We start from the raw sequence: 24,341 nt of genomic DNA on the forward strand, positions 1-24,341 counted from the left end.
AAATGAGAAGCACAAAAGAACTGATTCTATATAAAGATTTTGAGAAGGGAAAACTTTTCTATAATTTTACCTGGCTTATGGAAAATTTTTTGAATGAGTATTATAATAAAGATGATATGGCGGCCCTTTATTATGAGTGTTACCACGATTTAATGGAACTTTCCGTGAGCCATGGTTTTGAGGGAAACCTGTGGCACAATTTCCTTACATTTCTGTTGGTGAACAATGAGAATGCCTACAGCATGGCCTGTGAAATCAGAGGGAAGGTGGAGGGATCCATAAATGATATCGCCCTTCATGATTTTGCGGTGATGAAAGAATTTTTTGATTTTGACCTGCATAAATTAGAGGAGGCATTTTCCGTTACCGGGGCGGATGTGCTTATGCATTATGAGGGCGTGGACAAGGGCAGCAAAGTGTTTAATAAACGCATCCGAGACAGAATTTGTGAACTTAGCGTCTCCCTTGGGAAATCGGAAACTATAGAGGAATTTAAAGAGAATGCCACCCAGTTTTATAAGGAGTTTGGGGTAGGAAAACTGGGGCTTCACAAGGCATTCCGCATTGAGAATGAACTCCGGGGGGCAAAGATTATTCCCATCACAAATATTGCCCATGTGCACCTTGACGACATTGTGGGATATGATATTGCCAAGGAGAAATTGACTGAGAATACCAGGGCCTTTGTGGAGGGGAGAAAAGCCAATAACTGTCTTTTATTCGGGGATGCGGGAACGGGAAAATCTTCAAGCATCAAAGCCATTGTGAACCAGTATTACGGACAGGGGCTTCGGATGATTGAGATTTACAAGCACCAGTTCCAGGGGCTTAACAATGTGATTGCCCAGATTAAAAACCGGAATTACAAATTTATTATCTATATGGACGATCTCTCTTTTGAGGAGTTTGAGATTGAATATAAGTACTTAAAGGCCGTGATTGAGGGAGGGCTGGAGAAAAAGCCGGAAAATGTCTTGATTTATGCCACCTCAAACCGCAGGCACCTTGTGCGGGAAAATTTTTCCGACAAGGCTCAGCTTGAGGATGACCTTCACAACAATGACACGGTGCAGGAAAAATTGTCCCTGGTGGCCAGGTTCGGGGTTCAGATTTATTTTGGCTCACCGGACAAGAAAGAGTTCCAGAAAATTGTCTTGGAGCTTGCAAGGCGAAATGGGATTAAAATGGAAGAAGATGCCCTGCTTTTGGAGGCAAATAAGTGGGAACTCAGCCACGGGGGTCGCTCCGGCAGGACAGCCCAGCAGTTTGTGGATTATCTTTTGGGGAAAAGCTGTTAGGCGGAAAAGGGGGGTATATGAAGATAACGACATTTGCAGCAATTTATATCGGTTCTTACGAAGTGAGTTTAAAAATTTTTGAACTTTCTCCCAGAAAACCCCTGCGGGTCATTGACCATGTGCGGGCAAGGGTGGAACTGGGAAGAGACGCCTATCAGAAGGATATGATTGGCTATGAGCTTATGGATGAGCTGGGGAAGGTGCTGGGGGAATACCAGAAAATTATGCGGGAGTATAAGGTGGATGATTACGTGGCCTACGCAGGTGGAGTGTTCCGGGACATTAAAAACCAGCAGTTTGTGTTAGACCAGCTGAAGATACGCACCGGAATCGAAATCTTGGTTTTGGGAAACTCGGAGCACCGCTTTATCAGCTATAAATCTGTGGCTTTCCGAAAGGAGTTTGACGAGATGACCAGGCAGGGGGCTGCCGTGGTGGACCTTGGCGGGGAGAGCCTGCAGGTAACTTTATTTGTGGAGGGAAAAGTGGTGACCACCCAGCACCTGGTGCTTGGAACCATGCGGTTAAACGAAATGTTTTCCACCTTCAGCGGCTATCTGTCCCACTATGAGGATCAGATTGAGGAGCTTGTCAACAAGGACCTGGAAGTATTTAAATCCCTGTATATGAAAAATGTGAAGATTAAGTACGTGATTATCATGGGGGACTATGTGACAGAGCTGATGAAAAAGACGGAAAAGAAGTCGGATTACATAGTGAGCAGTGAAAAATTTGTAAAGTCAATGCGGAAGTTTTACAAGAAGAACCTGGACCAGATTGCCATGGAACTGAATTTGTCCAATGACAAGGATCCCCTTCTTATCCCCTATATCGTACTCTACACCAGAATTGTGGAGGAACTGAATGCGGAGGAAATCTGGATTCCAGGAGCCAATATCAGCGAGGGAATCGCCTATGACTATGCGGAGAAAAATCATATTATAAAACCGGAGCACAGCTTTGAGGAGGATATTTTATCGGCAGCAAAAAGCCTTTCCAGGCGTTATCAGAGTTATTCCCCTCATATTGACGCCTTAACCCAGATGGTGACGCTGGTCTTTGACGCCTTAAAAAAAGTACACGGACTTTCCGGAAGGGAGCGCCTGCTTTTGCAGGTGGCGGCCATTCTCCACGACTGCGGGAAATATGTGAGCATGGCCAGGGGGCCGGAATGTGCCTACAATATTATTATGGAGTCGGAGATTATAGGGTTAAGCCACTTAGAGCGGGAGATTGTGGCCTCCACGGTTTTATACAATACCTATCCCTTAGATGATTACGAGGCGGTGGCAGACAGGCTGGATCAGGTTAGCTATGTAATAGTTGCAAAGCTTGCGGCGATTCTCAGGGTGAGCAATGCCATGGACAGAAGCCACAAGCAGAAATTTAAAAATGTGAAGGCTGTGGTAAAGGAAAAAGAGCTTGTGATTACCATTGATTCTGTGGACGATATTATTTTGGAGCGGGGATTGTTTTATGTAAAGGCAGGATTTTTTGAGAGCGTGTTTGGAATCCGGCCGGTAATCCGGGAAAAACGGGTATATAAATAGGAGTGTGGAATATGGAAAAAGAAAAGAATTATACAAATCCGGAATATTATGAGAACCGGGAATTAAGCTGGATTAAGTTTAACAACAGAGTGTTAAACGAGGCCAGGGACAAGTCAATTCCCTTGTTGGAGCGGTGCAAATTTGTGAGCATCACATCCTCAAACCTGGATGAGTTTTTTATGGTGCGGGTGGCGTCCTTAAAGGATGTGGTACATGCGGGTTACAAGAAAAGGGATATTGCCGGTATGACGGCGGGAGAGCAGTTGGAGGCAATTAACGCCGCCACAAGGGAGCTTGTGGAAATGCAGTACAATACTTACAACCGTTCCCTGCTGCCCCTGTTAAAGGAACAGGATATTGAGATTATCCATGCCCATGAAGATTTAAACCAAAAACAGGCGGAATTTGTGGACAAATATTTTATGGACAATGTGTATCCCGTCTTGACCCCTATGGCGGTGGATGCCTCCAGGCCATTTCCGTTAATCCGCAACAAGACGTTAAATATTGCAGCCCTTATCCGCAGGAAACAGGAGGATCTGCCGGACCACGGCAGGAAGGAAATTGAATTTTCCACGGTGCAGGTGCCTTCCGTGCTTCCAAGGTTTGTGGAGATTCCATCAAAGAAAGAGGATGGCAGGACTTTTATTCTTTTGGAGCAGATGATAGAGCGGAATATCTCCAAACTCTTTTTAAATTGTAAGGTGGTGTGCGCTTACCCTTACCGGATTATGCGGAATGCGGACTTACCCATTGACGAGGACGAGGCGGAGGATTTGTTAAAAGAAATCCAAAAACAGCTTAAGATGCGGCAGTGGGGAGAAGTTATCCGCCTGGAAATTGAGGACAAGATGGATGAAAAACTTCTGTCAATTTTAAAGCGGGAATTAAATATCTCTGAGGAGGATGTGTATAAAATAAACGGTCCCATTGATTTGACCTTTTTAATGAAACTCTACGGCCTGGAGGGCTGCGACTCTTTGCGGTATGAAAAGCATGTGCCCCAGAGAGTGAAGGAGATTGAGCCGGGGGAGGACATTTTTTCTGCCATACGGAACGGAGATATTTTAATGCATCATCCCTACCAGAGTTTTGACCCGGTGGTGGAATTTATCAGGCAGGCGGCTAAGGACCCGGATGTGCTGGCCATCAAGCAGACCCTTTACCGTGTCAGCGGAAATTCCCCCATTATCGCATCCCTTGCCCAGGCGGCGGAAAACGGCAAACAGGTCTCCGTTTTGGTGGAGTTAAAGGCCAGGTTTGACGAGGAGCATAACATTGTGTGGGCAAAAAAATTAGAGCAGGCAGGGTGCCATGTTATCTATGGCCTTGTGGGGTTAAAAACCCACAGCAAAATTGCCCTGGTGGTGCGCAGGGAGGACGATGGAATCCGCAGGTATGTCCATCTGGGTACAGGAAATTACAACGATTCCACGGCAAAGCTGTACACGGACTGCGGTATCTTTACCTGCTCCGAGGCTATCGGGGAAGACGCAACGGCAGTGTTTAATATGCTCTCCGGCTACTCGGAGCCCTTATCCTGGAACCGTCTTGTGGTAGCCCCGATCTGGCTTCGGAAAAAGTTCTTAAAACTGATTGAGCGGGAGACAAAAAATGCCAGGGAGGGAAAAGAGGCAAAAATTATTGCAAAGATGAATTCTCTCTGCGATAAAGAAATTATTGCCGCTCTCTATGAGGCAAGCGCTGCAGGGGTACAGATTGATTTGATTGTCCGGGGAATCTGCTGCCTTAGGGTGGGCATACCGAAAGTCAGTGAAAATATCCGCATCCGCTCCATTGTGGGAAATTTTTTGGAACACAGCAGGATTTTTTACTTTTTCAACGATGGGATACCGGAGATTTACATGGGAAGTGCGGATTGGATGCCCAGGAATTTAGACCGCCGTGTAGAGATTATATTCCCTGTGGAAAACGAGGAGATAAAGAAAAAGGTGTTCCATATTCTGGAAGTGGAACTGATGGACAATACAAAGGCCCATGTGTTAAACAGCCAGGGGCAGTATGAGAAGATAGACAAGCGGGGGAAAACGCTTGTGAATTCCCAGGAGCAGTTTGTGAAAGAGGCAAAAGTTAAAAAGAAGAAAGAGTATAACATTTATCAGGACAGGGTATTTATCCCGGCGGAGCCGGACTAGAGAAAAAAATTGGGAGGAAAGAGCATGAATTACAGCAGGATACTTTTTGTGGACCTGGATTACACACTGCTAAATGATGATAAGACGGTTTCACAAAAAAACAGGGAAGCGATTCAGAGAGCGCTTGCCGCGGGAAACTATGTGGTGGTTGCCACGGGGCGCCCTGTGGAGACAGGGAGAATGGTGGTAAAAGATTTGGGCCTTACAATTCCGGGATGTTATATGATTGCCTTTAACGGGGCCGTTTTGTATGACTGTTCCGCAGATAGGATACTCTATGAGAAAACCATACCGGTGCAGTATGTATATCAGCTCTTTGACAAGGCCCACCGGGCAGGGCTTTATATCCAGACTTACAATAAGACGGATATCCTTACGGAAAAGCATACCAAGGAGCTGGACTATTATACCAGGCACAATAAAATGACCTATAAGCTGCAGCCGGACGTGGCAATGGCTCTGGAATCGGAACCTTATAAGGTTTTGATTATAAACTTAAACAGCAGAAAGATTTTAGAGGATTTCCAGGCAAATAACGCAGGCTGGACGGAGGGGAAAATGAGCACCTTTTTCTCCTGCAACCAATATCTGGAATACTGTCCTTTAGGGGTGAGCAAAGGGGCATCTATTGAATATCTGTGCAGCTTTTTAAATATCCCTTTGGAGCATACCATCGCCGTGGGGGATGAGAAAAATGACGTGTCCATGATAAGGGCTGCAAATATTGGAATTGCCGTGAAAAACGCAGTACAGGAAGCTAAGGATGCCGCAGACTACATAACAGAAAATGACAATAACCACGATGCCATTGCAGAGGTTATCAGCAGGTTTATCTTTAATGAAGAACGTGAAAGCGGCAGGGGAGAATAAGCATTTTCCTTGCAGCAAAGGAGGAGCACATGACACATTTGGAAAGGGCAGAACAGCTTTTGCACCAGCAATACCATTGTTCCCAGGCCCTCTTTGGAGCTTTTGCAGATGATCTTTCCCTGGATATAAAGACAGCCTTTAAAATCAGCACATGTTTTGGGGCCGGTATGCGCCAGGGGGGAGTCTGCGGCTGCATCACCGCATCCCTTCTGGTTCTTGGGATGGCTCTGGGATTTTATGACTCCCAGGATAGGGAGCTGGAAGTCTATGGGAATCAGAAAACGGATGAATTCATCAAGCGTTTTACAGAGGCCATGGACGGAAAGACAAATTGCCGGGATATTCTGGGAAAGGATATCTCCGTACCTGGGGATATGGCAGTGATTCGGAAAGAAGGGCTGATTTTAAAGGAATGTCCCAGGGCGCTTAGCGCCAGCATTGAGATTTTGGAGGATATGCTGCCTAAGCTTTCAAAGGATAAAAGCCAGGAGGGCATAAATCTGGACATGGTTTTGGAAAGTTCGGAATTTCAAAGTGCCATGAAACGGATCAGCAAACTCCACCGTTTCCGCAGAAATGTGAATAAGCTTTTGTTTTCCTCTGAAAAGAAGATAGGGTTTATCCAGTTTGATATCCGGAAATTTAAGATAGTCAATGACTTATATGGGGAGAGGTTCGGGGATGAGATCCTTGATTTTATTCTCCACAAACTGGGAGAAAACTGCCATAAAGAACAGTACTTTGTGAATTTGAGAAGTGATGTGTTTATGATGGTGACAGAGTATGAAAAAGAGGAGGAACTGGTGGAGTTTATCGGGAAGCTTGACAGTGAGATAAGCAGTTTTAAGAATGTGGGGCTTCAAATGTCCTACGGCGTGTATACCGTGGAGGATAAAAATGTGGAACTGCGCCAGATGGAAGACCGGGCGGCAATGGCCAGGAAAGCCGCAAAAGAAAATGTGTTGTCCAATATCCTTTTTTACAAAGAACAGTTTAAAGATAATCTTTACAACAGGAAATTTATAGAGGAAAACATGGAGACGGCCATTGCCGGGGAACAGGTTATGATGTACCTTCAGCCGAAATACAGCATTTCCAAAAATGAGATTATTGGGGCGGAGGCTTTGGTGCGTTGGCGCCACCCGGAGCGGGGGATGATTTTTCCAAACCAGTTTATCCCCATTATTGAGGAGAACGGTTATATCAAAAAAGTGGACTATTATATATGGGAAAGGGCCTGCCGTTTTATCAAGAGATGCATGGATGCAGGGATAACCTGCCCAATTTCCGTAAATGTTTCAAGGGTTCATTTAAGGGATGACGAGTGCATCCAGGTTCTCTCGGATTTGATTTCCCACAGCGGCATAAAAAAGGAGCTGCTGGAGCTGGAGATTACGGAGACGGCGGATAACCAGCAGGTGAGTATGAAAGCGCTGCAGTTAAAAGACGAGGGATATACCCTTTTGATGGATGATTTTGGAAGCGGGTATTCCTCCTTAAATATTCTTTTGGAAACGCCTTTTGACGTAATTAAGCTGGACAAGAAGTTTATGGAAAATATGGTGATTTCTACCAAAGGAAGGCTGATTTTGGAACAGATGGTGCGAATGGCGGAGAAACTTAACCTGGGAATTTTGGCGGAAGGCGTGGAGACAAAGGAACAGGTGGAACTTCTTCAAAGTATTGGATGCGACCAGGTTCAGGGGTATTACTATGCCAAGCCTATGCCGGAGGAGGAAGTGTTTGAGCTCTTAAAGGGGCGGACAAGTGCCTTGAAAAAGCCGGGGAACCTGGTTTAAAAGGAGTATCAAATAGAGTGAAAGAATAGGGGAAAGGCTTTTCCCCTACTCGATTGTAATATAACAATTGTTTATTGAAAAGCAGATACAGTCTCTGGGTTTCTTAATTTGTCCAAAATTTCATAGGGCACATAAAGGTGGCCAAGACCCACACCCATTTTTATCATGGGTTTATTTGTGCCGTGAAAATCAGAGCCGCCGGATAAGAGCAGGCCGTATTCTTTGGCCAGGGCTTTGATGTACCGTTCATCTCCTGGCTGGTAGGTGGAATAGACAGCCTCAATGCCGTCCACACATTCTTTCTTGCAGTCTAAAATCAGATTCCGCAGTGTGGCGTCGCTCATATGATATAAAATGGGGTGGGCGATAATGGCTTTTCCCCCGGCAACGTGAATCAGGCGGATACCCTCCATGGGGGTGACTTTTGCCCTGGGGACGTAACAGCGGCATCCCTCTCCGATATATTTTTCAAATACCGTGGGAATGTCCTTTACATACCCTTTATCTATGAGAAAACGGGCAATATGGGCCCTTGTCAATACTGCATCGGGAAAACACTCCCGTAAGGCTTTTTCCGTAATGTCAAACCCTTCCTGCTGAAGAAGACGGTACATTTTTTCGTTTCGGTTGTCCCGGTTGTCCCGGAATTCTGCCAGATGGCTTAAAAGGGCAGGGTTGTCTTCATCTAAAAATAGCCCTACGATATGGACTTCTTTTTTCTTATATTCGGTGGAGAGTTCCACACCGGGAATCAGTTCAATACCCAGTTTTTCTGCGGCTTTTCTCGCCTGCTTGACACCGTCCACCGTGTCGTGGTCGGTTAGGGCGAAGGCGGATAAGCCCTGGTTTTTTGCCTCCACAGCTAATTCTTCCGGGGTAAAAGTGCCGTCGGATTCTGTGGAGTGGACGTGCAAATCTATTTTTCTGGTATCCATAATGATGTCTCCTTTTTATTTCCTGTCAGGTTTAGTATAACGTATCTATGGATTTTCCTCAAGAAATTTTTCTGGTTATAACTTATAATTATACAAATTTTCCTCAAAAACTCCTTGACGAATCCCTTCTCATGTGGTAAGGTATTCATGTTGTGAAAAGCAAGTAGAGTATCCACTCTCACCGAAGCGCAATTGGGCGGCTTACGGTTCATACTTCACATGGCGGATTCGTTGTGGGATAATTTTGATTGTGGATAGTCTTTCTATCCGCTTTTTTTATGCACAGGAGCGCAGGAAAGCCTGCATGAGTGTAAAGTATTTTAATTTTGGAGGTGTAAGACCATTAGCGAATTAATGATTAACGAACAGATCAGAGACAAAGAAATTCGTCTGATCGGAGAAAACGGAGAACAGCTTGGCATTATGTCAGCCAGGGAAGCTATGAAGTTAGCGGAGGAAGCGGAACTGGACCTGGTAAAAATCGCGCCGACTGCCAAACCACCTGTATGTAAGATTATCGATTACGGTAAATACAGATACGAGTTAGCCAGGAAAGAAAAGGAAGCTAAGAAAAAGCAGAAGGTTGTGGAAGTCAAGGAAATTCGTATGTCGCCAAATATCGAATCAAATGATTTGAATACCAAAATGAATGCTGCCAAAAAGTTTCTTGAAAAGGGAAATAAAGTCAAAGTCACCCTTCGTTTCCGGGGGCGGGAAATGGCTCACATGCAGAGCAGCAGGCATATCTTAGATGATTTTGCCCAGAGCCTTTCTGATGCGGCAGTGATAGAAAAAGCGCCAAAGGTAGAAGGACGGAGCATCAGTATGGTGCTTACAGAAAAGAAATAACAACTTTAAGGAGGAAAATATATTATGCCAAAAATGAAAACCAGCAGAGCAGCTGCAAAGCGTTTTAAAGTGACAGGAACAGGAAAATTAAAAAGAAACAAAGCCTATAAGAGACATATCTTAACCAAGAAGACAACTAAGAATAAGAGAAATCTCAGAAAAGCAGCTATGACAGATGCAGCAAACGTAAAGACAATGAAAAAGATTTTACCATATCTGTAAGAATTATTTGAGAAACAGTAAAAGGAGGATTTAAAAATGGCAAGAGTAAAAGGCGGTTTAGGTGCCAAAAAAAGACATAAAAGAGTATTAAAGCTGGCAAAGGGATACAGAGGAGCGCGTTCCAAACAGTACCGTGTTGCAAAACAGTCTGTAATGCGGGCCCTTGCAAGTTCCTATGCAGGCAGAAAAGAGAAAAAGAGACAGTTCCGTCAGCTTTGGATTGCCCGTATCAATGCAGCGGCAAGAATGAATGGGATTTCCTACAGCCAGTTTATGCATGGCCTGAAACTGGCAGGAGTGGATATGAACCGTAAAATGTTAGCGGAGATGGCTGTCAATGACGCAGAGGGCTTTACAGCCTTAGCTGAAATTGCGAAAAAATCTGTAGCGTAGCGGGAAACAGGACTATTACATCAGCCTTTGGCGGGAGTAATAGTCCTTTGTGGTATCAACGGGAGGATAAAAATGGAAAATAAAAAAGTAAAATTTGTACATTCAATTCCTGCAAAGATTTTGCTGCTTGTTTTTACAGTTGTAATGCTTGCCATTATTATCTGTGTTGCCTGTGCGGAAAAAAACTCCAAGGATATTTTAGAGAGGGTTTATAAAAATTATATGTTGAGTATCAGCCGTATTGGGGCAAATGCCATAGATGAGGTGATAGAGGAAGACGACGGCCCGGAGCAATATAAAGAAATATTGGACGGGATAGAAGTGGGGGATATTAAGTCCGCCTACGCATATCTTTTGGATTCCCAGGGAACCGTATTATACCATCCCAATCAGGAAAAAATCGGACAGCCAGTGGAAAATCAGGAGATTGCCCAAATTGTGGGATCCCTGCAGTCTGGAACCGTTCCAAAGGAAGATACCATTGTATCCGGCAGGGGGGGAGCCAGCCAGTATGAGGGATATGCCTTCACCCGGGACAACAAGATTGTGGTGGTGGCGGCAGATGAGAAAGAACTGATGCAGCCTGTTTTAAATATGCTTTATGTCATGGCAGGGATTGGATTTGCTGGGTTGTGCGTGTGTATGGTAGTGGGGTATTTTGTCAGCCGTTTTATCTGTGTGCCCATTACATATTTGGTGGAGATTATACAGAATACCGCCAGCATGAATTTTAAGCACCATCCTAAGAGCAATGCGCTTTGCGCCAGAAAAGATGAAATCGGCCAGATGGCAAGCGCTGTGCGGGGAATGCGGAAAAATTTGCGAACCATGGTACATAGTATTGATAATGCCAGCGATTTTATTAACGGAAATGTAAACGGGCTACATGAGATTACAGAGACTGTGGACCATATGTGTGCCAGCAATTCAGCCACCAGTGAGGAATTGGCGGCAGGAATGGAGGAGACAGCCGCAACCACAGCCCATATCAATGAGAATGTAAATACCATGCGCCTGGAGGCAAATTCCATACGGAGCCTTGCCTCGGAGGGGGCGGAATCCTCTGTGGAAATTATGGAGAGGGCAGAAAAACTCCGGGAGAAAACCGTTCTTTCCAGCCAGCGCACCGTGGATATGTATGAAAGCGTAAAAGCAAGGGCAGATGCTGCCATTGAGGGATCCAAGGCAGTGGATAAGATCAATGTGCTGTCTAATACCATTATGGAAATTTCTTCCCAGACCAGCCTTTTGGCGCTGAATGCCAGCATTGAAGCGGCCCGGGCAGGGGAGGCAGGAAAAGGATTTGCAGTGGTAGCTGCGGAAATCGGAAGCCTTTCCGACCAGACTTCCAAGGCTATTACAGATATCAGCGATATTGTGCGGGAGGTAAACGGGGCGGTGGCAAATATGGCTGACTGTCTGGAGGAGACAAATGTGTTTTTGGAGTCTTCTGTGTTAAGCGACTACAAAGAGTTTGAGGAAGTGGGAAATCAGTACCGGGAAGACGCAGAATCCTTTAAGGGCAGTATGGTCCGGGTCAATGAGGGGATTGTGCACCTGGCGGATGTGATTGAGGAGATATCCGGGGCTTTGGACGGCATCAACAACACCATAGGGGAATCTGCCATCAGTGTTTCTACGATAGCGGAAAAAACTTTAGATATGGTGGAAAAGACTGGGACTACCCAGAGTATGGTGGATGCATGCTATGACAGCATCGGCAATCTGCAGAAGATTGTTGACACTTTCCACTTAGAATAAACCATAGGAAAAACTTAGAATAGAAAGAAAATATGGAAAATAAAACGAAGAAAAAAATTCACACCTTGGATTTGACTGTGGGAAACATACCAAAGGGCATGGTTAGATTTGCCCTTCCGGTATTTTTTGGAACCTTGTTCCAGTTGTTTTACTCTCTGGCTGACACCAGAATCGTAGGAAGTTTTTTGGGAGAAGGCGCCCTGGCTTCTGTGGGGGCAGTTTCTGTTCTGGCAAATTTAATGATTGGATTTATGAATGGAATGGCCCTGGGATTTGCTATCCCGGTGGCCAGATATTTTGGTTCCGGGAACAGGCAGGGAATCAAAAAAAATGTGGGGAATATTATTACCCTTGGAGCGGGAATGACCCTGGCTTTCACCTTCTTTTCCCTTATTTTTATGGATTCCCTCATGGAGTGGATGAATGTGGTGCCAAGGCTTTACAAAGATGCAAAAATCTATATCTCCATTTTAATCTGCGGGATGGCGGCAACTTTTGCCTATAATGCAGGGGCAGGTATTCTCCGTGCGGTGGGAGACACCCTGGCGCCGCTTTTGTTTCTTGTGTGTTCCAGCGTGTTAAACATTGTAATGGATTTGTGCTTTATCAGAGTATTTCATATGGGGGTGGAGGGGGCGGCTTACGCCACTGTCATAGCCCAGGTTGTCTCCGCCGGCCTATGCTGGGTTTATATGATGCAAAAATATGAGATGTTTCACATTTACCCGGGCGACCTTCTGCCGGAAAGGGAATATATGGGGGAACTGGCCTCCGCCGGCTTTTCCATGGCCTGTATGAATTCTCTGGTGCAATTTGGGACAGTCTCTCTTCAGACTTCCATTAACACCTTGGGACAGGACATCATTGTGGCCCACACTGCGGCCAGGAAGGTCACAGAGATTTTTATGATTCTTTTCAGTGTCATCGGTTCCACTATGGCAACATTTGCAGGACAGAACTATGGCGCAGGCACCTATGACAGAATAAAAAAGGGACTGGTTTTTGCCATAAAGGTGAATCTGGTGTGGTGTGCCCTGGTCTTTGTCTTTTCCCATCTGTGTTCCCCGTGGCTGATTTCCTTAATCACAGGGACAAAAGGGGCAAAAATTTTACAGACAGGGGCGTTGTATTTAAAGGTGGACACCTGTTTTTATCTTATCCCCGCCTTTATCACAATGCTTCGGAATATGCTCCAGGGCATCGGGGATCACATTACGCCGGTGGTATCCAGTACCTTAGAGCTTTTGGGAAAAGTGGTTTTTGCCAAGTTGCTCACCCCTTTGTTTGGATATTGGGGCATCATCTGGGCAGAGCCTGCAGTGTGGGCCGTTATGGTGATTCCTTTGGCGGTGCAGACACTGCGTCTTCCCCTGTTTCAAAAACCGAGTTAGCTTCCTGTTTTTCCAGGAAATTTTTCCGGTATTCCCTGGGGGATACCTGTTTTATCTGATGAAATACTTTGGAGAAATACAGGCTGTTGTCAAATCCCACGGAGTTGGCGATGGCGGTGACAGAGAGCCTGGAGTGTTCTAGGAGATAACCGGCCTGTTTCATGCGGAAGGCTGTGAGGTACTCTTTTGGTGATATGCGCAGAACGTTTTGGAAGGAGCGGAACAGATGGCTTCTGCTGATTCCTACATAGTCTGCCATATCATCCACGGTGATATTGTAGGAGTAATTTGCCGTGATAAATTCAATACTTTTTTGTACATAACTGCTGGCGGTGTCAGCGTTTTTTTTTCGGGAAGAATTTTGCATAAACAGGGAGAGCATGGTGTAGAGCCTTCCTGTCATTTCCACAGCGTGCTCTAAGCCGTTTCCCCTGGCGTCATAAATGTGAAGGATTTGCCGGCGGATGGATTCTCCCGGAATGTTTTCCTGGATGACCGGGGAGTCCTGGGAAAAGTCCGTGGCCCTTAGAATCATGGAGGCATCGCTTCCCGTAAAACCTACCCAGGCGTATTCCCAGGGATTTTTCATATCCGCCGCATAGGAAACTTCCGTATTGGGATATACTAAAAAGGAATCCCCGGCCTTTAAATTATAAGATTTTCCCCCGGCCTTATAGATGCCCTGGCCGGAGATAATATAGTGAATCAAATAATGGTCCCGGATGCCGGGCCCCCAGCGGTAGCCGGGGATGCATTTTTGAAAGCCCACATTGTAAACAGACAGGGATACGAGTTCTTTTTCCTCCACTTTATAGGAGTTTTTGTAATTATTTTCCATAGCTGTAAATCCTTTGAGGGTAAAAGATACTGGTTTTATGATGCTGAAAAACATAAGGTAAATATATTATATAGAAAGCTGCATTACTGTGCAACAAAATTACATGTTTTTTATACATTTCTGTATGGAAGAAATTTCTTTCTTGGGCTAGACTAAATGAAAGAAAAGAACTAGAATAGTATTTAGTGATAGGAAAACAGGAGGACGAAATATGGCAATTTTAGTGACAGGAGGCGCCGGCTATATCGGCAGCCATACATGTGTGGAACTGTTAAACGCAGGATACGAGGTGGTTGTTTTAGACAACCTGTGCAATTCCAGTGAGAAATCTCTGGAGAGGGTAAAAAAGATTACCGGCAAAGATGTAACATTTTATAAAGGTGATATTTTAGACCGTGATATTTTAAAGAAAGTTTTTGAAAAAGAAAAAATTGAGGGCTGCATCCATTTTGCAGGGTTAAAGGCAGTGGGAGAGTCCGTGGCAAAACCCTGGGAATATTACAACAACAATATCACAGGAACCCTGACCCTTGTGGATGAAATGCGCAAAGCCGGGTGTAAAAACATTATTTTTTCTTCCTCTGCGACGGTTTACGGGGATCCGGCCCAGATTCCCATTACGGAGGAATGTCCGAAAGGAACCTGCACCAATCCCTATGGCTGGTCTAAGTCTATGCTGGAGCAGATTTTAAGCGATATGCAGAAAGCTGACCCGGAGTGGAATGTGATTTTACTGCGCTACTTTAATCCTATCGGCGCCCACAAAAGCGGCTTAATCGGGGAAAATCCCAACGGAATCCCCAACAACCTTATGCCCTACATTACCCAAGTGGCAGTGGGCAAGTTAAAAGAGTTAGGGGTATTTGGCAACGACTATGACACGCCGGACGGCACCGGGGTAAGGGATTATATCCATGTGGTGGACCTTGCAGTGGGCCATGTAAAGGCGTTAAATAAGATAAAAGAAAATGTGGGCCTTGGCATCTACAACCTTGGCACAGGAACCGGCTACAGCGTCCTTGATATTGTAAAGAACTTTGAGGAGGCCACAGGGGTGAAGATTCCCTATGCCATAAAGGACAGAAGGCCTGGGGATATCGCCACATGCTATTCCGATGCGGCTAAGGCGAAGAAAGAGCTGGGCTGGGAGGCGCAGTACGGCATAAAAGAAATGTGCGCGGATTCCTGGAACTGGCAGAAAAATAATCCCAAGGGATACGAAGAATAATTGCAAAAACTTTGGACAGGGGATAAAACCGGGCTTTTTTTGGGCGGAGATATCCCCTGAAACCCTTTATTTTAGGGGAAAAGAAGAAATTTGCAAAAAAAACACAAAAAATTTTAAAAAAAGACTTGCAAAATCTGAATATCCATGCTATAGTAATTAAGGTTCTTGGTTCGTTGGTCAAGCGGTTAAGACGCCGCCCTCTCACGGCGGAAACAGGGGTTCGATTCCCCTACGAACTGTTGACTGTTAAATAACAGCCCAACCCCGAAGATGCTGTAAGCCTTCCTAAGGTTTATGGCATTTTTTGTTTGTAAAGGTAGGAGATAGCGCAAAAAAGTCCTTGCAATAACTGGAAAATAGTGCTATAATTTACTTATTGTAATAGTAATGATTGTATTGAGAGTGGGCGTTGTCCACTCTCAAATTACGTTTAAGTGTGTAAAAGGAAGGAGAAATTTTTGGGAAAAAAGTTATACGAGGAAAAAACAGAAGAGCTTGTACAGCCGATTCTAAACCGTATGAATTTTGAATTGGTGGATGTGGAATATGTAAAGGAGGGGAGTACCTGGTATCTTCGGGTATATATTGATAAAGACGGGGGCATTACAGTAGACGACTGCGAGGCGGTGGCAAGGGAGATGAATGAGATTTTGGACAGGGAAGACTTTGTGGAGGATTCCTATGTCTTTGAAGTGAGTTCTCCGGGACTTGGCAGGCCCTTAAAAAAAGAGAAGGATTATATTCGCAATAAAATGAAAAATGTGGAAATCCACACTTACCGTCCCATCAGCCATGAAAAAAACTTTTCCGGGGTTTTAAAGGATTTTGACGAAAAGACGGTTACCATTGAAAATGACACAGGGGAAATTGTATTTGAAAAAAAAGATATTGCATTGATTCGTCAGGCATTGGATTTTTAGGGAAGCGCTGATTAAAGTGATTCCCTAGAATAATAAACACAACATATTTAGGAGGATAAAAAAATGAGTAGTAATAATGAGTTGTTGGAGGCCCTTACAATTCTTGAGCAGGAAAAAAATATTCCCAAAGAGACACTGCTGGACGCCATTGAAAACTCACTGATAACTGCATGTAAAAACCATTTTGGAAAATCGGATAATATAAAAGTTACAATCGACCCTGAAACCTGTGAATACCACGTATACCAGGAAAAAACCGTGGTGGAGCAGGTTGTGGATTCCATTTTGGAAATCAGCCTTGCAAATGCCAGAATGATTGATTCCAAATACGAGCCTGGGGATATTGTAAATATAGAAGTAAAATCCAAAGAGTTCGGACGGATTGCCACCCAGAATGCAAAAAATGTAATACTGCAGAAAATCCGGGAGGAAGAGAGAAAAGTACTGTATGATGAGTATTACAGTAAAGAGAAGGATGTGGTGACAGGGATTGTCCAGCGCTATGTGGGCAAAAATGTGAGCATCAACCTGGGAAAAGTAGATGCAATCCTGGCGGAAAACGAGCAGGTGAGGAAGGAAGTATTCCAGCCCACGGAACGAATTAAACTGTATGTGCTGGAGGTGAAATCCACCAACAAGGGGCCAAAGATTTTAGTGTCAAGGACACACCCGGAACTGGTGAAACGTCTCTTTGAGTCAGAGGTGACAGAGGTGAAAGAAGGGATTGTGGAAATTAAAAGCATTGCCAGGGAAGCCGGGAGCAGGACGAAAATTGCAGTGTGGTCCAATGACCCGGATGTGGACCCGGTGGGAGCCTGTGTAGGTATGAACGGAGCCAGGGTAAATGCCATTGTGGGAGAGCTTAGAGGGGAGAAAATCGACATTATCAACTGGAATGAAAACCCGGCAATGTTGATTGAAAATGCCTTAAGTCCGGCGAAAGTGATTTCCGTTATTGCAGATGCGGAGGAAAAAACCGCAAAAGTGGTAGTTCCGGATTACCAGCTGTCCCTGGCCATTGGAAAGGAAGGCCAAAATGCCAGGCTTGCCGCCCGTTTAACCGGTTTTAAAATCGACATAAAGAGCGAAACCCAGGCCAGGGAAGACGGAGACTTTATGGACTATGAAAACGATTATGAGGATGAGGATTACGAGGACTACGAAGAGGGAGACTATGAGGAGGATGGCTATCAGGAAGAATCGTATGAAGAGGGCCGGTACCAGGAGGGAGACTACGAAGAAGGCCAGTACCAGGAGGCCGGCAGCGGGGAGATCACTTCCGGTGAATCCATAAAAGAGGAGTATGAGGAATCCTCAGATGATGTTTCAGAGGTAGAAGGCGAAGAGCATTATGACGAATAAGAAAGTTCCCATGCGCCAGTGTGTGGGGTGCAGGGAAATGAAAGCAAAAAGGGAATTAATCCGGGTAATAAAAACTTCCGACAACCAGGTCTTAGTGGATGCCACGGGGAAGAAAAACGGCAGAGGAGCCTATCTGTGCCCCCGCAGGGAGTGCCTGGAGAAAGCAGTGAAAAACAAAGGATTGGAGCGTTCCTTAAAAACTGCTGTTCCAAAGGAAATCTACCAGGATTTTGAGAAGGAGATGGAACAACTTGGTGAGAGCAGATAAGGTCTTATCTTTATTGGGAATTGCAGCCAGGGCTAAGCGTATCGCAAGCGGAGAATTTCAGACAGAACATGCGGTGAAAAGCGGAGAGGCTTATCTTGTGATGGTGGCAAATGATGCGTCAGAAAATACAAAAAAACGTGTCCGCAGTATGTGCGAATATTATCAGGTTCCCATGGCGGTTTACGCCACAAGAGAAGAGTTAGGGCACTGTATCGGGAAAGAATTCCGGGCATCTCTGGCAGTTACGGATAAAGGGCTTGCCGAATCTGTGGAAAAGAAGCTTGCGGATAAAACAACTGAATAATGGAGGAGTAAGTAGATGGCAAAAGTCAGAGTACATGAACTTGCAAAAGAATTGAATATCCAGTCAAAAGACATCATAAGTTTTTTAACTGAGAACAATATAGAAAAAAGGTGCCGGCCAGCGGAATGGAGGATTCCGAGGTGGAAATGGTGAAAAATAAATTTATGAAAAAGGAGAGCAAAGCTATCGTTAATTCAGAGCCAGAACAAAAGGCAAAAGAGGAAGGTGCCGCAAAAGAGCATCCGGATAGGCCAAAAAAGAAATCAAGTATCACAGCTGTCTTTAATCCCCAGAACAGCCAGCAGGGGGCAAGGCGGCCAAAACCCCACAGACGTCCCCAGCCGGATAAAGCAGGGATGAAACAGGGGGGAAACGGGCCCAGGCAGGAAAATCCCGGAAGACACGGGGAAAGCGGGGCAAGACACCTGGAAACAGGGGTGAAACATTCGGAAAATCCCGCAAAATTGCAGGAAAACCCTGTCAAACAGCAGGATAATATTCCAAAGCCCGCAGATAATGCAGTAAAAGCCCAGGAGGCAGCGGCAAAACCAGCGGAGCAGGCAAATGCAAAACCGGCGGAAAAGCCGGAGGAGAAGCCGGCAGAAAAAATCAAGAAGCCGGAGACTGTGGGAGTTAAGATTTTAGGCCGGGTGGATCTTACGCCGCCTCCCAAAAAATCCCAGCAGGACAACAACGGAGGCCGGGGAGACCGGCAGAAGCGTCAGGGAGAGAGATCAGGCCAGGAGCGGGGAAATGGCCGCTTTGGAGACAGAGGAGGCAGGAACTTTGATAAAAACAATCAGAAAAATTATCAGAATAACCGCGGCGGTTCCAATAATTCTCAAGGTGATAGAGGTAACCGTGGATTCGGTTCAAATCGCTCGAAGGAATTTAAAGGCAGATTAGACCAGGAAATCAATAAATTTAATAAAGAATCCGTCTCTCCCGCAGAGGAGCTCAGGGGAAAAGAGACAAGGGAAAGAGGAGAAAACCGGAATAAGAATAATAACCGGAAACAGGAGCATGATAAGTTAGGGAAGAAGCAGGAGCGCTTTATCAACTTAGAAAAGCACGGCGGCAAAAAGAAACCCCAGCCAAAGCCCCAGGAGAAAGAGGAAGAGACAATTAAGAGCATTACCCTTCCGGAGCACCTCACAATTAAAGAGCTTGCGGATAAAATGAAAATCCAGGCATCCGTAATTGTGAAAAAGCTGTTTTTAAAGGGAACCATGGTGACGGTAAACCAGGATGTGGATTACGATACCGCAGAGGAGATTGCCCTGGAGTTTAACTGCATTGCAGAGCCGGAAGAAAAGGTGGATGTGATTGCAGAACTCTTAAAAGAGGAAGAAGAGGATGAGAGCACCTTAAAATTCCGCCCTCCGGTAGTCTGCGTTATGGGCCATGTAGACCACGGAAAAACCTCCCTTTTGGATGCCATTCGCTCCACAAGGGTGACAGACAGGGAGGCAGGGGGAATTACCCAGCACATCGGCGCTTCCGTAGTGTCCATTAACAACCAGAAAATCACATTCCTTGACACACCGGGACACGAGGCATTTACCGCCATGCGTATGCGGGGGGCCAATGCCACGGATATTGCAATTCTTGTGGTTGCAGCAGACGACGGCGTTATGCCCCAGACCGTGGAGGCAATCAACCATGCCAAGGCGGCAGGGATTGAAATTATTGTGGCGGTAAACAAAATCGACAAGCCCAACGCCAATATTGAAAGGGTAAAACAGGAGTTGTCCGAGTATGAGCTGATTCCCGAAGACTGGGGGGGCAGCACCATCTTCTGCCCGGTATCCGCCCACACAAAGGAAGGTATCGATAACCTTCTGGAAATGATTCTTTTAACGGCGGAAGTGTGTGAGTTAAAGGCAAACCCCAACAGAAACGCTAGGGGACTTGTGATAGAGGCCCAGCTTGACAAAGGCCGGGGTGCCGTGGCTACGATTTTAGTGCAGAAAGGTACTTTAAAAGTAGGGGAACCCATAGCCTGCGGAAGCTGTTACGGAAAAGTCCGTGCCATGATGGATGACGCCGGAAGGCGGGTAAAAGAGGCAGGGCCATCCACTCCTGTGGAAATCTTAGGATTAAGCGGTGTGCCAAAGGCCGGGGAAGTCTTTGTATCCACAGATACGGAAAAAGAGGCCAGAAGCTTTGCGGAGACCTTTATCTCTGAGGGCAAAGAGCGTCTCTTAGAGGAGACGAAGGCCAAAATGTCCTTAGACGATCTGTTCAGCCAGATTCAGTCAGGAAATGTAAAAGAGCTTGATATTATTGTAAAAGCGGATGTACAGGGCTCTGTGGAGGCAGTGAAACAGAGCTTAGAGAAACTTTCCAACGAGGAAGTGGTGGTGAAAACCATCCACGGCGGGGTAGGGGCCATCAATGAGTCTGACGTTATCTTAGCCTCCGCCTCCAACGCCATCATCATTGGGTTTAATGTGCGCCCGGATGCCACAGCCAAGGCTACGGCAGAGCGAGAAGGGGTAGACGTAAGGCTATATAAGGTTATCTACAATGCCATTGAAGATGTGGAGGCAGCTATGAAGGGCATGTTAGACCCCATCTTTGAGGAGAAAGTCATCGGCCATGCGGAAGTACGCCAGATATTTAAGGCATCCGGCGTGGGAAATATTGCAGGCTCCTATGTTTTAGACGGCATCTTTGAGAGAGGCTGCAAAGTCCGTGTGACAAGAGAGGGCGAGCAGATTTTCGAAGGGGATTTGGCATCCTTAAAACGGTTCAAAGACGATGTGAAAGAAGTGCGGTCTGGCTATGAGTGCGGTCTTGTCATAGACGGATTTAACGATATTGCAGAGTTTGACCAGATTGAAGCCTACAAGATGGTAGAAGTTCCCAGATAGGGATTTTGGGATATGAAATTTTGAAAAGGATTTCAGGATAGGAAGTAAAAATATGAGAAAAAACAGCATTAAAAATACTAGGGTCAATGGGGAGGTCCTTCGGGAACTTTCCAGTATTATCCGGGGGGAAATCAAAGACCCCAGGATTCATCCCATGACAAGCGTTGTCACTGTGGAAGTGGCGCCGGACCTTAAAACATGCAAGGCGTATATCAGTGTTTTGGGGGATGAAAATGCCCAGTTAAACACCATGAAGGGGTTAAAAAGCGCGGAAGGGTATATCCGCATGAAGCTGGCAAAAAACCTGAACTTGAGAAATACCCCGGAAATCCGCTTTGTCTTAGACCAGTCCATTGAGTACGGCGTGGCCATGTCAAAAAAGATTGACGAGGTAAACCGCAGGGACGAGGAGAGCCATGGGGAAATTGCAGAGGAAATGGTATGACAAACCTGGACGAAATTCTTGCAGGAGTGAAATCTGCGGCAGTGGCCGGACATTTAAGACCCGACGGCGACTGTGCAGGCTCCACCCTGGCAGTATACAATTATATTAAAACCTACTACCCCCACATTGAGGTGAACCTTTACTTAGAGCCCATTCCCAATAAATTTCTTTTTTTGGAAAAGGCAGGGGAAATTATCCACCACTGCGGCAAAGATAAGGTGTATGACTTATTTATGGCTTTGGACTGCGGGGATGAGGGACGTCTGGGGGATGCGGTAAAATATTTCCGCACCGCGAAAAAGACAGTCTGTATCGACCATCATGTGAGCAATGAGAGCTTTGCCCAGGAAAACTATATTTTCCCGGAAGCCAGCTCCACCTCGGAGCTGATTTATGGGCTTTTGCCCAAAGAGCGCATTACAAAGGAAATTGCAGAGTGCATTTACCTTGGCATGGTACACGACACGGGAGTATTCCAGTATTCCTGTACCTCTGCAAAAACCATGGAAATTGCAGGGGCGCTTATGGAGACGGGCATTGATTTTACCAAAATTGTGGACGAGACATTCTATACAAAGACATTTGTGCAAAACAAAATCTTGGGGAAAGCGCTTTTGGAGGCAAAGCTTTACCGGGAGGGAAAAATCATTGCCAGTGTCATTACTGCGGAGGATATGAAAAATTTTCAGGTTCTGCCCAAGCACTTAGACGGGATTGTAAACCAGCTTCGCATCACAAAAGGCGTGGAAGTGGCTTTGTTTTTATATGAAAACGATGACGGGACATTTAAGGCCAGCACCAGGTGCAACGGGGATGTGGATCTGGCGAAAATCGCTGTGGCATTCGGGGGCGGCGGCCACAAAAAAGCGGCGGGATTTTCCATAAAAAAGGATGAGCCGGAAAAAATGATTGAAAAAATTGTCACAGAGATAGAAAAACAGTTATAGGCAGGTATTTTGTGGACGGAATTATCAATATTTATAAAGAGCCGGGCTTTACCTCCTTTGATGTGGTGGCAAAGCTTCGGGGAATTTTAAAACAGAAAAAAATTGGACATACCGGCACCCTGGACCCACAGGCCGTGGGGGTGCTTCCAGTGTGTATAGGGAAGGCCACGAAAGTGTGCGAATACCTTACGGACCATGACAAAGAGTATGAAGCTCTTTTGCATCTGGGGCTTGAAACTGACACCCAGGATATCTGGGGAAACGTGTTGAGAGAGCAGGCTTTATCTTTAGAGGAAGAGAAGGTAAGGGAAACCATTCTTAGCTTTGTGGGGAATCTCAGTCAGATTCCTCCCATGTATTCCGCCATAAAGGTAAATGGCCAGAGGTTATATGAGCTGGCAAGAAAAGGGATGGAAGTGGAGAGAAAACCTAGAAAAATCACCATTTTTTCCATTGATATCCTGGAAATGAAGCTTCCACTGGTAAAGATTTTAGTACATTGCTCCAAGGGCACTTATATCCGCACCCTGTGTCATGACATCGGGAAGGCAGCAGGCTGCGGGGGATGTATGGAGCAGCTTACAAGGACAAGGACAGGGGGTTTTTCTTTAGACACCGCTCTTACTTTAGGGGAGGTTGAGGCAGTCTTAAAGGGGGAAGATGAAAATGGAAGGAATTTGGAAGATATTCTGATTCCTTTGGAGAAAGTGTTCCCTGAATACAGAAAAGTCTGTGGAAAAAAGGAGGCGGAGCCTTTGCTGCTCAACGGAAACCCCATTCCCTTACATTTGCTCTCCCAGGGGAAAACAGAGGAATTTCTGCCGGAGGAATGTGTGAAAATGTACAGTGAGGCAGGCACATTTATCGGGCTTTTTACATATGATATGACAAAGAAGAGATTTTGCCCCAGAAAAATGTTTATATAGGACAGACAATACAGAATTTATTGCAGAAATTGGAAAAGATTATGAAATACATGAAAAAAAGTACAGATTTTTATATAGAAGATCCCACAGTGGTGTCCCTGGGAAAATTTGACGGAATCCACAGGGGTCATGAGCTTTTAATGGAATGTGTAAAACAGCAGAAGAAGCAGGGTTTAAAAACCGTGGTGTTCACCTTTGACATTCCCCCAAAAAAGCAAGTGTCTGGGGAGGAGGGCCTTGTTCTCACCACCAATGGGGAAAAAGTGCAGCTTTTTGAAAAACTGGGAATCGATTATCTCATTGAGTGTCCCTTCACTCCAGAGATTAGGCGTATGGAGCCGGAGGATTTTATTGAAATGCTGGTAAAGAAGCTTCATATGAAGTGTCTTGTGGCGGGAAAAGATTTCCGTTTTGGCCACAATAGAAGAGGGGACTACAAATTTCTTTTAGAAAAAGGGGAAATTTACGGATACGAGCCCAGGATTGTGGAAAAAATGCAGGATAAGGGAAGGGATATCAGCAGCACCTATATCCGGGAGGAATTGTCCCGGGGGAATATAGAAAAAGCAAACGAACTCCTGGGATACCACTATTTTATCCAAGGGGAAGTGGTTCACGGAAGAAAGCTGGGCAGCACTTCTTTGTACCCAACCATAAACCAGGTACCCCAGCCGGAAAAGATTCTGCCGCCTTTCGGGGTATATGTGACCAGGGTAATCCTGTGGGATAAGAGTTTCGGGGGAATTACCAATCTGGGCATCAAGCCCACCCTTGGGGGAGAAAACCCGGTGGGAGTGGAGACGCATCTCTTTGATTTTCAGGGAGATATTTACGGAAGAACAGTGAAAGTGGAATTTTTAAAGCCCCTGCGCAGGGAAATGAAGTTTCACTCTATCGAAGAATTAAAAATACAGATACAAAAAGACATAGAATTGGCAAAAAGTTATTACGAGAATATTACAAATTTATGTTGACATTGTAACGATACATTGATATACTCTAA

23 protein-coding genes and 1 tRNA gene are annotated in these 24,341 nt (G+C 45.4%); 22 read left to right on the forward strand and 2 right to left on the reverse strand.

Translation table 11 applies throughout. The annotated features are described in order from the left end of the window. The first annotated feature begins 2 nt into the window (after positions 1 to 2). The 5 genes from D7Y06_RS01480 to D7Y06_RS01500 are packed head-to-tail and all read left to right on the forward strand — an operon-like array spanning position 3 to position 7,673. The gene (locus D7Y06_RS01480) at positions 3 to 1,298 is read left to right on the forward strand and encodes an ATP-binding protein (protein ID WP_120406191.1); all 1,296 of its coding nucleotides are present in this window, start codon (positions 3 to 5) and stop codon (positions 1,296 to 1,298) included. Further along, complete coding sequence (locus tag D7Y06_RS01485) at positions 1,220 to 2,848, forward strand: Ppx/GppA phosphatase family protein (RefSeq protein WP_243119033.1); 1,629 nt, start codon at positions 1,220 to 1,222, stop codon at positions 2,846 to 2,848. The genes D7Y06_RS01480 and D7Y06_RS01485 overlap by 79 nt, the downstream gene beginning before the upstream one ends. A gap of 11 nt (positions 2,849 to 2,859) precedes the next feature. Then, positions 2,860 to 5,004 (forward strand): RNA degradosome polyphosphate kinase, encoded by a 2,145-nt coding sequence (locus D7Y06_RS01490; RefSeq protein ID WP_120406068.1) that lies wholly within the window; start codon positions 2,860 to 2,862, stop codon positions 5,002 to 5,004. A gap of 24 nt (positions 5,005 to 5,028) precedes the next feature. After that, complete coding sequence (locus D7Y06_RS01495; RefSeq protein ID WP_120406069.1) at positions 5,029 to 5,874, forward strand: Cof-type HAD-IIB family hydrolase; 846 nt, start codon at positions 5,029 to 5,031, stop codon at positions 5,872 to 5,874. 29 nt (positions 5,875 to 5,903) lie between these two features. Further along, a complete protein-coding gene (locus D7Y06_RS01500) occupies positions 5,904 to 7,673 on the forward strand; it encodes a C-GCAxxG-C-C family (seleno)protein (RefSeq protein WP_120406070.1) in 1,770 nt (589 codons plus the stop codon). Positions 7,674 to 7,744: 71 nt separating this feature from the next. On the opposite strand, the gene D7Y06_RS01505 is transcribed toward D7Y06_RS01500, so the two are convergent. After that, positions 7,745 to 8,608 carry a PHP domain-containing protein gene (locus D7Y06_RS01505; RefSeq protein WP_120406071.1) on the reverse strand — a complete coding sequence of 288 codons (864 nt, stop codon included), beginning with the start codon at positions 8,606 to 8,608 and terminating at the stop codon, positions 7,745 to 7,747. A gap of 354 nt (positions 8,609 to 8,962) precedes the next feature. Between D7Y06_RS01505 and infC the strand changes: the two genes are divergently transcribed. From infC to D7Y06_RS01530, 5 genes are all read left to right on the forward strand, one after another. Beyond that, complete coding sequence (gene infC, locus D7Y06_RS01510; RefSeq protein ID WP_120406072.1) at positions 8,963 to 9,457, forward strand: translation initiation factor IF-3; 495 nt, start codon at positions 8,963 to 8,965, stop codon at positions 9,455 to 9,457. A 24-nt stretch (positions 9,458 to 9,481) separates the two neighbouring features. Next, complete coding sequence (gene rpmI / locus D7Y06_RS01515) at positions 9,482 to 9,679, forward strand: 50S ribosomal protein L35 (RefSeq protein ID WP_120406073.1); 198 nt, start codon at positions 9,482 to 9,484, stop codon at positions 9,677 to 9,679. A 36-nt stretch (positions 9,680 to 9,715) separates the two neighbouring features. Then, positions 9,716 to 10,072, forward strand: a complete 357-nt coding sequence (gene rplT, locus D7Y06_RS01520; protein ID WP_120406074.1) for a 50S ribosomal protein L20 — start codon at positions 9,716 to 9,718, stop codon at positions 10,070 to 10,072. 72 nt (positions 10,073 to 10,144) lie between these two features. After that, positions 10,145 to 11,833 carry a methyl-accepting chemotaxis protein gene (locus D7Y06_RS01525; RefSeq protein ID WP_120406075.1) on the forward strand — a complete coding sequence of 563 codons (1,689 nt, stop codon included), beginning with the start codon at positions 10,145 to 10,147 and terminating at the stop codon, positions 11,831 to 11,833. A gap of 32 nt (positions 11,834 to 11,865) precedes the next feature. Further along, on the forward strand, positions 11,866 to 13,224 hold the full coding sequence (locus D7Y06_RS01530) for an MATE family efflux transporter (RefSeq protein ID WP_120406076.1): 1,359 nt from the start codon (positions 11,866 to 11,868) through the stop codon (positions 13,222 to 13,224). Here D7Y06_RS01530 and D7Y06_RS01535 read toward each other — a convergent pair. Further along, complete coding sequence (locus D7Y06_RS01535; RefSeq protein WP_120406077.1) at positions 13,163 to 14,062, reverse strand: AraC family transcriptional regulator; 900 nt, start codon at positions 14,060 to 14,062, stop codon at positions 13,163 to 13,165. The genes D7Y06_RS01530 and D7Y06_RS01535 overlap by 62 nt on opposite strands. 211 nt (positions 14,063 to 14,273) lie before the next feature. On the opposite strand from D7Y06_RS01535, the gene galE reads away from it, so the two are divergent. From galE to D7Y06_RS01595, 12 genes are all read left to right on the forward strand, one after another. Then, positions 14,274 to 15,290: a UDP-glucose 4-epimerase GalE gene (gene galE, locus D7Y06_RS01540; protein ID WP_120406078.1), complete on the forward strand. Its 1,017-nt coding sequence runs from the start codon at positions 14,274 to 14,276 to the stop codon at positions 15,288 to 15,290. Positions 15,291 to 15,457: 167 nt separating this feature from the next. Next, positions 15,458 to 15,529 (forward strand) — tRNA-Glu (locus D7Y06_RS01545). A gap of 219 nt (positions 15,530 to 15,748) precedes the next feature. Next, positions 15,749 to 16,210 carry a ribosome maturation factor RimP gene (gene rimP / locus D7Y06_RS01550; protein ID WP_243119034.1) on the forward strand — a complete coding sequence of 154 codons (462 nt, stop codon included), beginning with the start codon at positions 15,749 to 15,751 and terminating at the stop codon, positions 16,208 to 16,210. Positions 16,211 to 16,273: 63 nt separating this feature from the next. Then, entirely contained in the window at positions 16,274 to 17,572 is a 1,299-nt protein-coding gene (gene nusA, locus D7Y06_RS01555; RefSeq protein WP_120406079.1) for a transcription termination factor NusA, read from the forward strand. Further along, complete coding sequence (gene rnpM / locus D7Y06_RS01560) at positions 17,562 to 17,840, forward strand: RNase P modulator RnpM (RefSeq protein WP_120406080.1); 279 nt, start codon at positions 17,562 to 17,564, stop codon at positions 17,838 to 17,840. Before nusA ends, rnpM begins: the two co-directional genes overlap by 11 nt. Further along, complete coding sequence (locus tag D7Y06_RS01565) at positions 17,827 to 18,144, forward strand: L7Ae/L30e/S12e/Gadd45 family ribosomal protein (RefSeq protein WP_120406193.1); 318 nt, start codon at positions 17,827 to 17,829, stop codon at positions 18,142 to 18,144. Before rnpM ends, D7Y06_RS01565 begins: the two co-directional genes overlap by 14 nt. 15 nt (positions 18,145 to 18,159) lie before the next feature. Next, the gene (locus D7Y06_RS28490) at positions 18,160 to 18,297 is read left to right on the forward strand and encodes a translation initiation factor IF-2 N-terminal domain-containing protein (protein ID WP_120406081.1); all 138 of its coding nucleotides are present in this window, start codon (positions 18,160 to 18,162) and stop codon (positions 18,295 to 18,297) included. Beyond that, positions 18,285 to 21,020, forward strand: a complete 2,736-nt coding sequence (gene infB, locus D7Y06_RS01575) for a translation initiation factor IF-2 (protein ID WP_442970353.1) — start codon at positions 18,285 to 18,287, stop codon at positions 21,018 to 21,020. Before D7Y06_RS28490 ends, infB begins: the two co-directional genes overlap by 13 nt. Positions 21,021 to 21,072: 52 nt before the next feature. Beyond that, positions 21,073 to 21,465: a 30S ribosome-binding factor RbfA gene (gene rbfA, locus D7Y06_RS01580; RefSeq protein WP_120406082.1), complete on the forward strand. Its 393-nt coding sequence runs from the start codon at positions 21,073 to 21,075 to the stop codon at positions 21,463 to 21,465. Further along, on the forward strand, positions 21,462 to 22,412 hold the full coding sequence (locus D7Y06_RS01585; RefSeq protein WP_120406083.1) for a DHH family phosphoesterase: 951 nt from the start codon (positions 21,462 to 21,464) through the stop codon (positions 22,410 to 22,412). Before rbfA ends, D7Y06_RS01585 begins: the two co-directional genes overlap by 4 nt. A gap of 11 nt (positions 22,413 to 22,423) precedes the next feature. Continuing rightward, positions 22,424 to 23,338, forward strand: a complete 915-nt coding sequence (truB, locus tag D7Y06_RS01590) for a tRNA pseudouridine(55) synthase TruB (protein ID WP_120406084.1) — start codon at positions 22,424 to 22,426, stop codon at positions 23,336 to 23,338. A 41-nt stretch (positions 23,339 to 23,379) separates the two neighbouring features. Beyond that, positions 23,380 to 24,312, forward strand: coding sequence for a bifunctional riboflavin kinase/FAD synthetase (locus tag D7Y06_RS01595; protein ID WP_120406195.1), 933 nt, complete (start codon positions 23,380 to 23,382; stop codon positions 24,310 to 24,312). The last annotated feature ends 29 nt before the right edge of the window (positions 24,313 to 24,341 follow it).

It is taken from the genome of Roseburia sp. 1XD42-69, assembly GCF_003612565.1.
In the GTDB taxonomy this organism is placed as follows: Bacteria; Bacillota; Clostridia; order Lachnospirales; family Lachnospiraceae; genus Roseburia_B.

Bases quoted from the DNA above. Each gene is read 5' to 3' on its own strand.
- galE (WP_120406078.1), top strand. From the start codon at position 14,274: ATGGCAATTTTAGTGACAGGAGGCGCCGGCTATATCGGCAGCCATACA.
- D7Y06_RS01500 (WP_120406070.1), top strand. From the start codon at position 5,904: ATGACACATTTGGAAAGGGCAGAACAGCTTTTGCACCAGCAATACCAT.
- D7Y06_RS01490 (WP_120406068.1), top strand. From the start codon at position 2,860: ATGGAAAAAGAAAAGAATTATACAAATCCGGAATATTATGAGAACCGG.
- D7Y06_RS01595 (WP_120406195.1), top strand. From the start codon at position 23,380: ATGAAATACATGAAAAAAAGTACAGATTTTTATATAGAAGATCCCACA.
- rbfA (WP_120406082.1), top strand. From the start codon at position 21,073: ATGAGAAAAAACAGCATTAAAAATACTAGGGTCAATGGGGAGGTCCTT.
- D7Y06_RS01505 (WP_120406071.1), bottom strand. From the start codon at position 8,608: ATGGATACCAGAAAAATAGATTTGCACGTCCACTCCACAGAATCCGAC.
- rpmI (WP_120406073.1), top strand. From the start codon at position 9,482: ATGCCAAAAATGAAAACCAGCAGAGCAGCTGCAAAGCGTTTTAAAGTG.
- rnpM (WP_120406080.1), top strand. From the start codon at position 17,562: ATGACGAATAAGAAAGTTCCCATGCGCCAGTGTGTGGGGTGCAGGGAA.
- rplT (WP_120406074.1), top strand. From the start codon at position 9,716: ATGGCAAGAGTAAAAGGCGGTTTAGGTGCCAAAAAAAGACATAAAAGA.
- D7Y06_RS01495 (WP_120406069.1), top strand. From the start codon at position 5,029: ATGAATTACAGCAGGATACTTTTTGTGGACCTGGATTACACACTGCTA.
- D7Y06_RS01585 (WP_120406083.1), top strand. From the start codon at position 21,462: ATGACAAACCTGGACGAAATTCTTGCAGGAGTGAAATCTGCGGCAGTG.
- D7Y06_RS01535 (WP_120406077.1), bottom strand. From the start codon at position 14,062: ATGGAAAATAATTACAAAAACTCCTATAAAGTGGAGGAAAAAGAACTC.
- D7Y06_RS01525 (WP_120406075.1), top strand. From the start codon at position 10,145: ATGGAAAATAAAAAAGTAAAATTTGTACATTCAATTCCTGCAAAGATT.
- nusA (WP_120406079.1), top strand. From the start codon at position 16,274: ATGAGTAGTAATAATGAGTTGTTGGAGGCCCTTACAATTCTTGAGCAG.
- D7Y06_RS01480 (WP_120406191.1), top strand. From the start codon at position 3: ATGAGAAGCACAAAAGAACTGATTCTATATAAAGATTTTGAGAAGGGA.
- infC (WP_120406072.1), top strand. From the start codon at position 8,963: ATGATTAACGAACAGATCAGAGACAAAGAAATTCGTCTGATCGGAGAA.
- D7Y06_RS01530 (WP_120406076.1), top strand. From the start codon at position 11,866: ATGGAAAATAAAACGAAGAAAAAAATTCACACCTTGGATTTGACTGTG.
- D7Y06_RS28490 (WP_120406081.1), top strand. From the start codon at position 18,160: ATGGCAAAAGTCAGAGTACATGAACTTGCAAAAGAATTGAATATCCAG.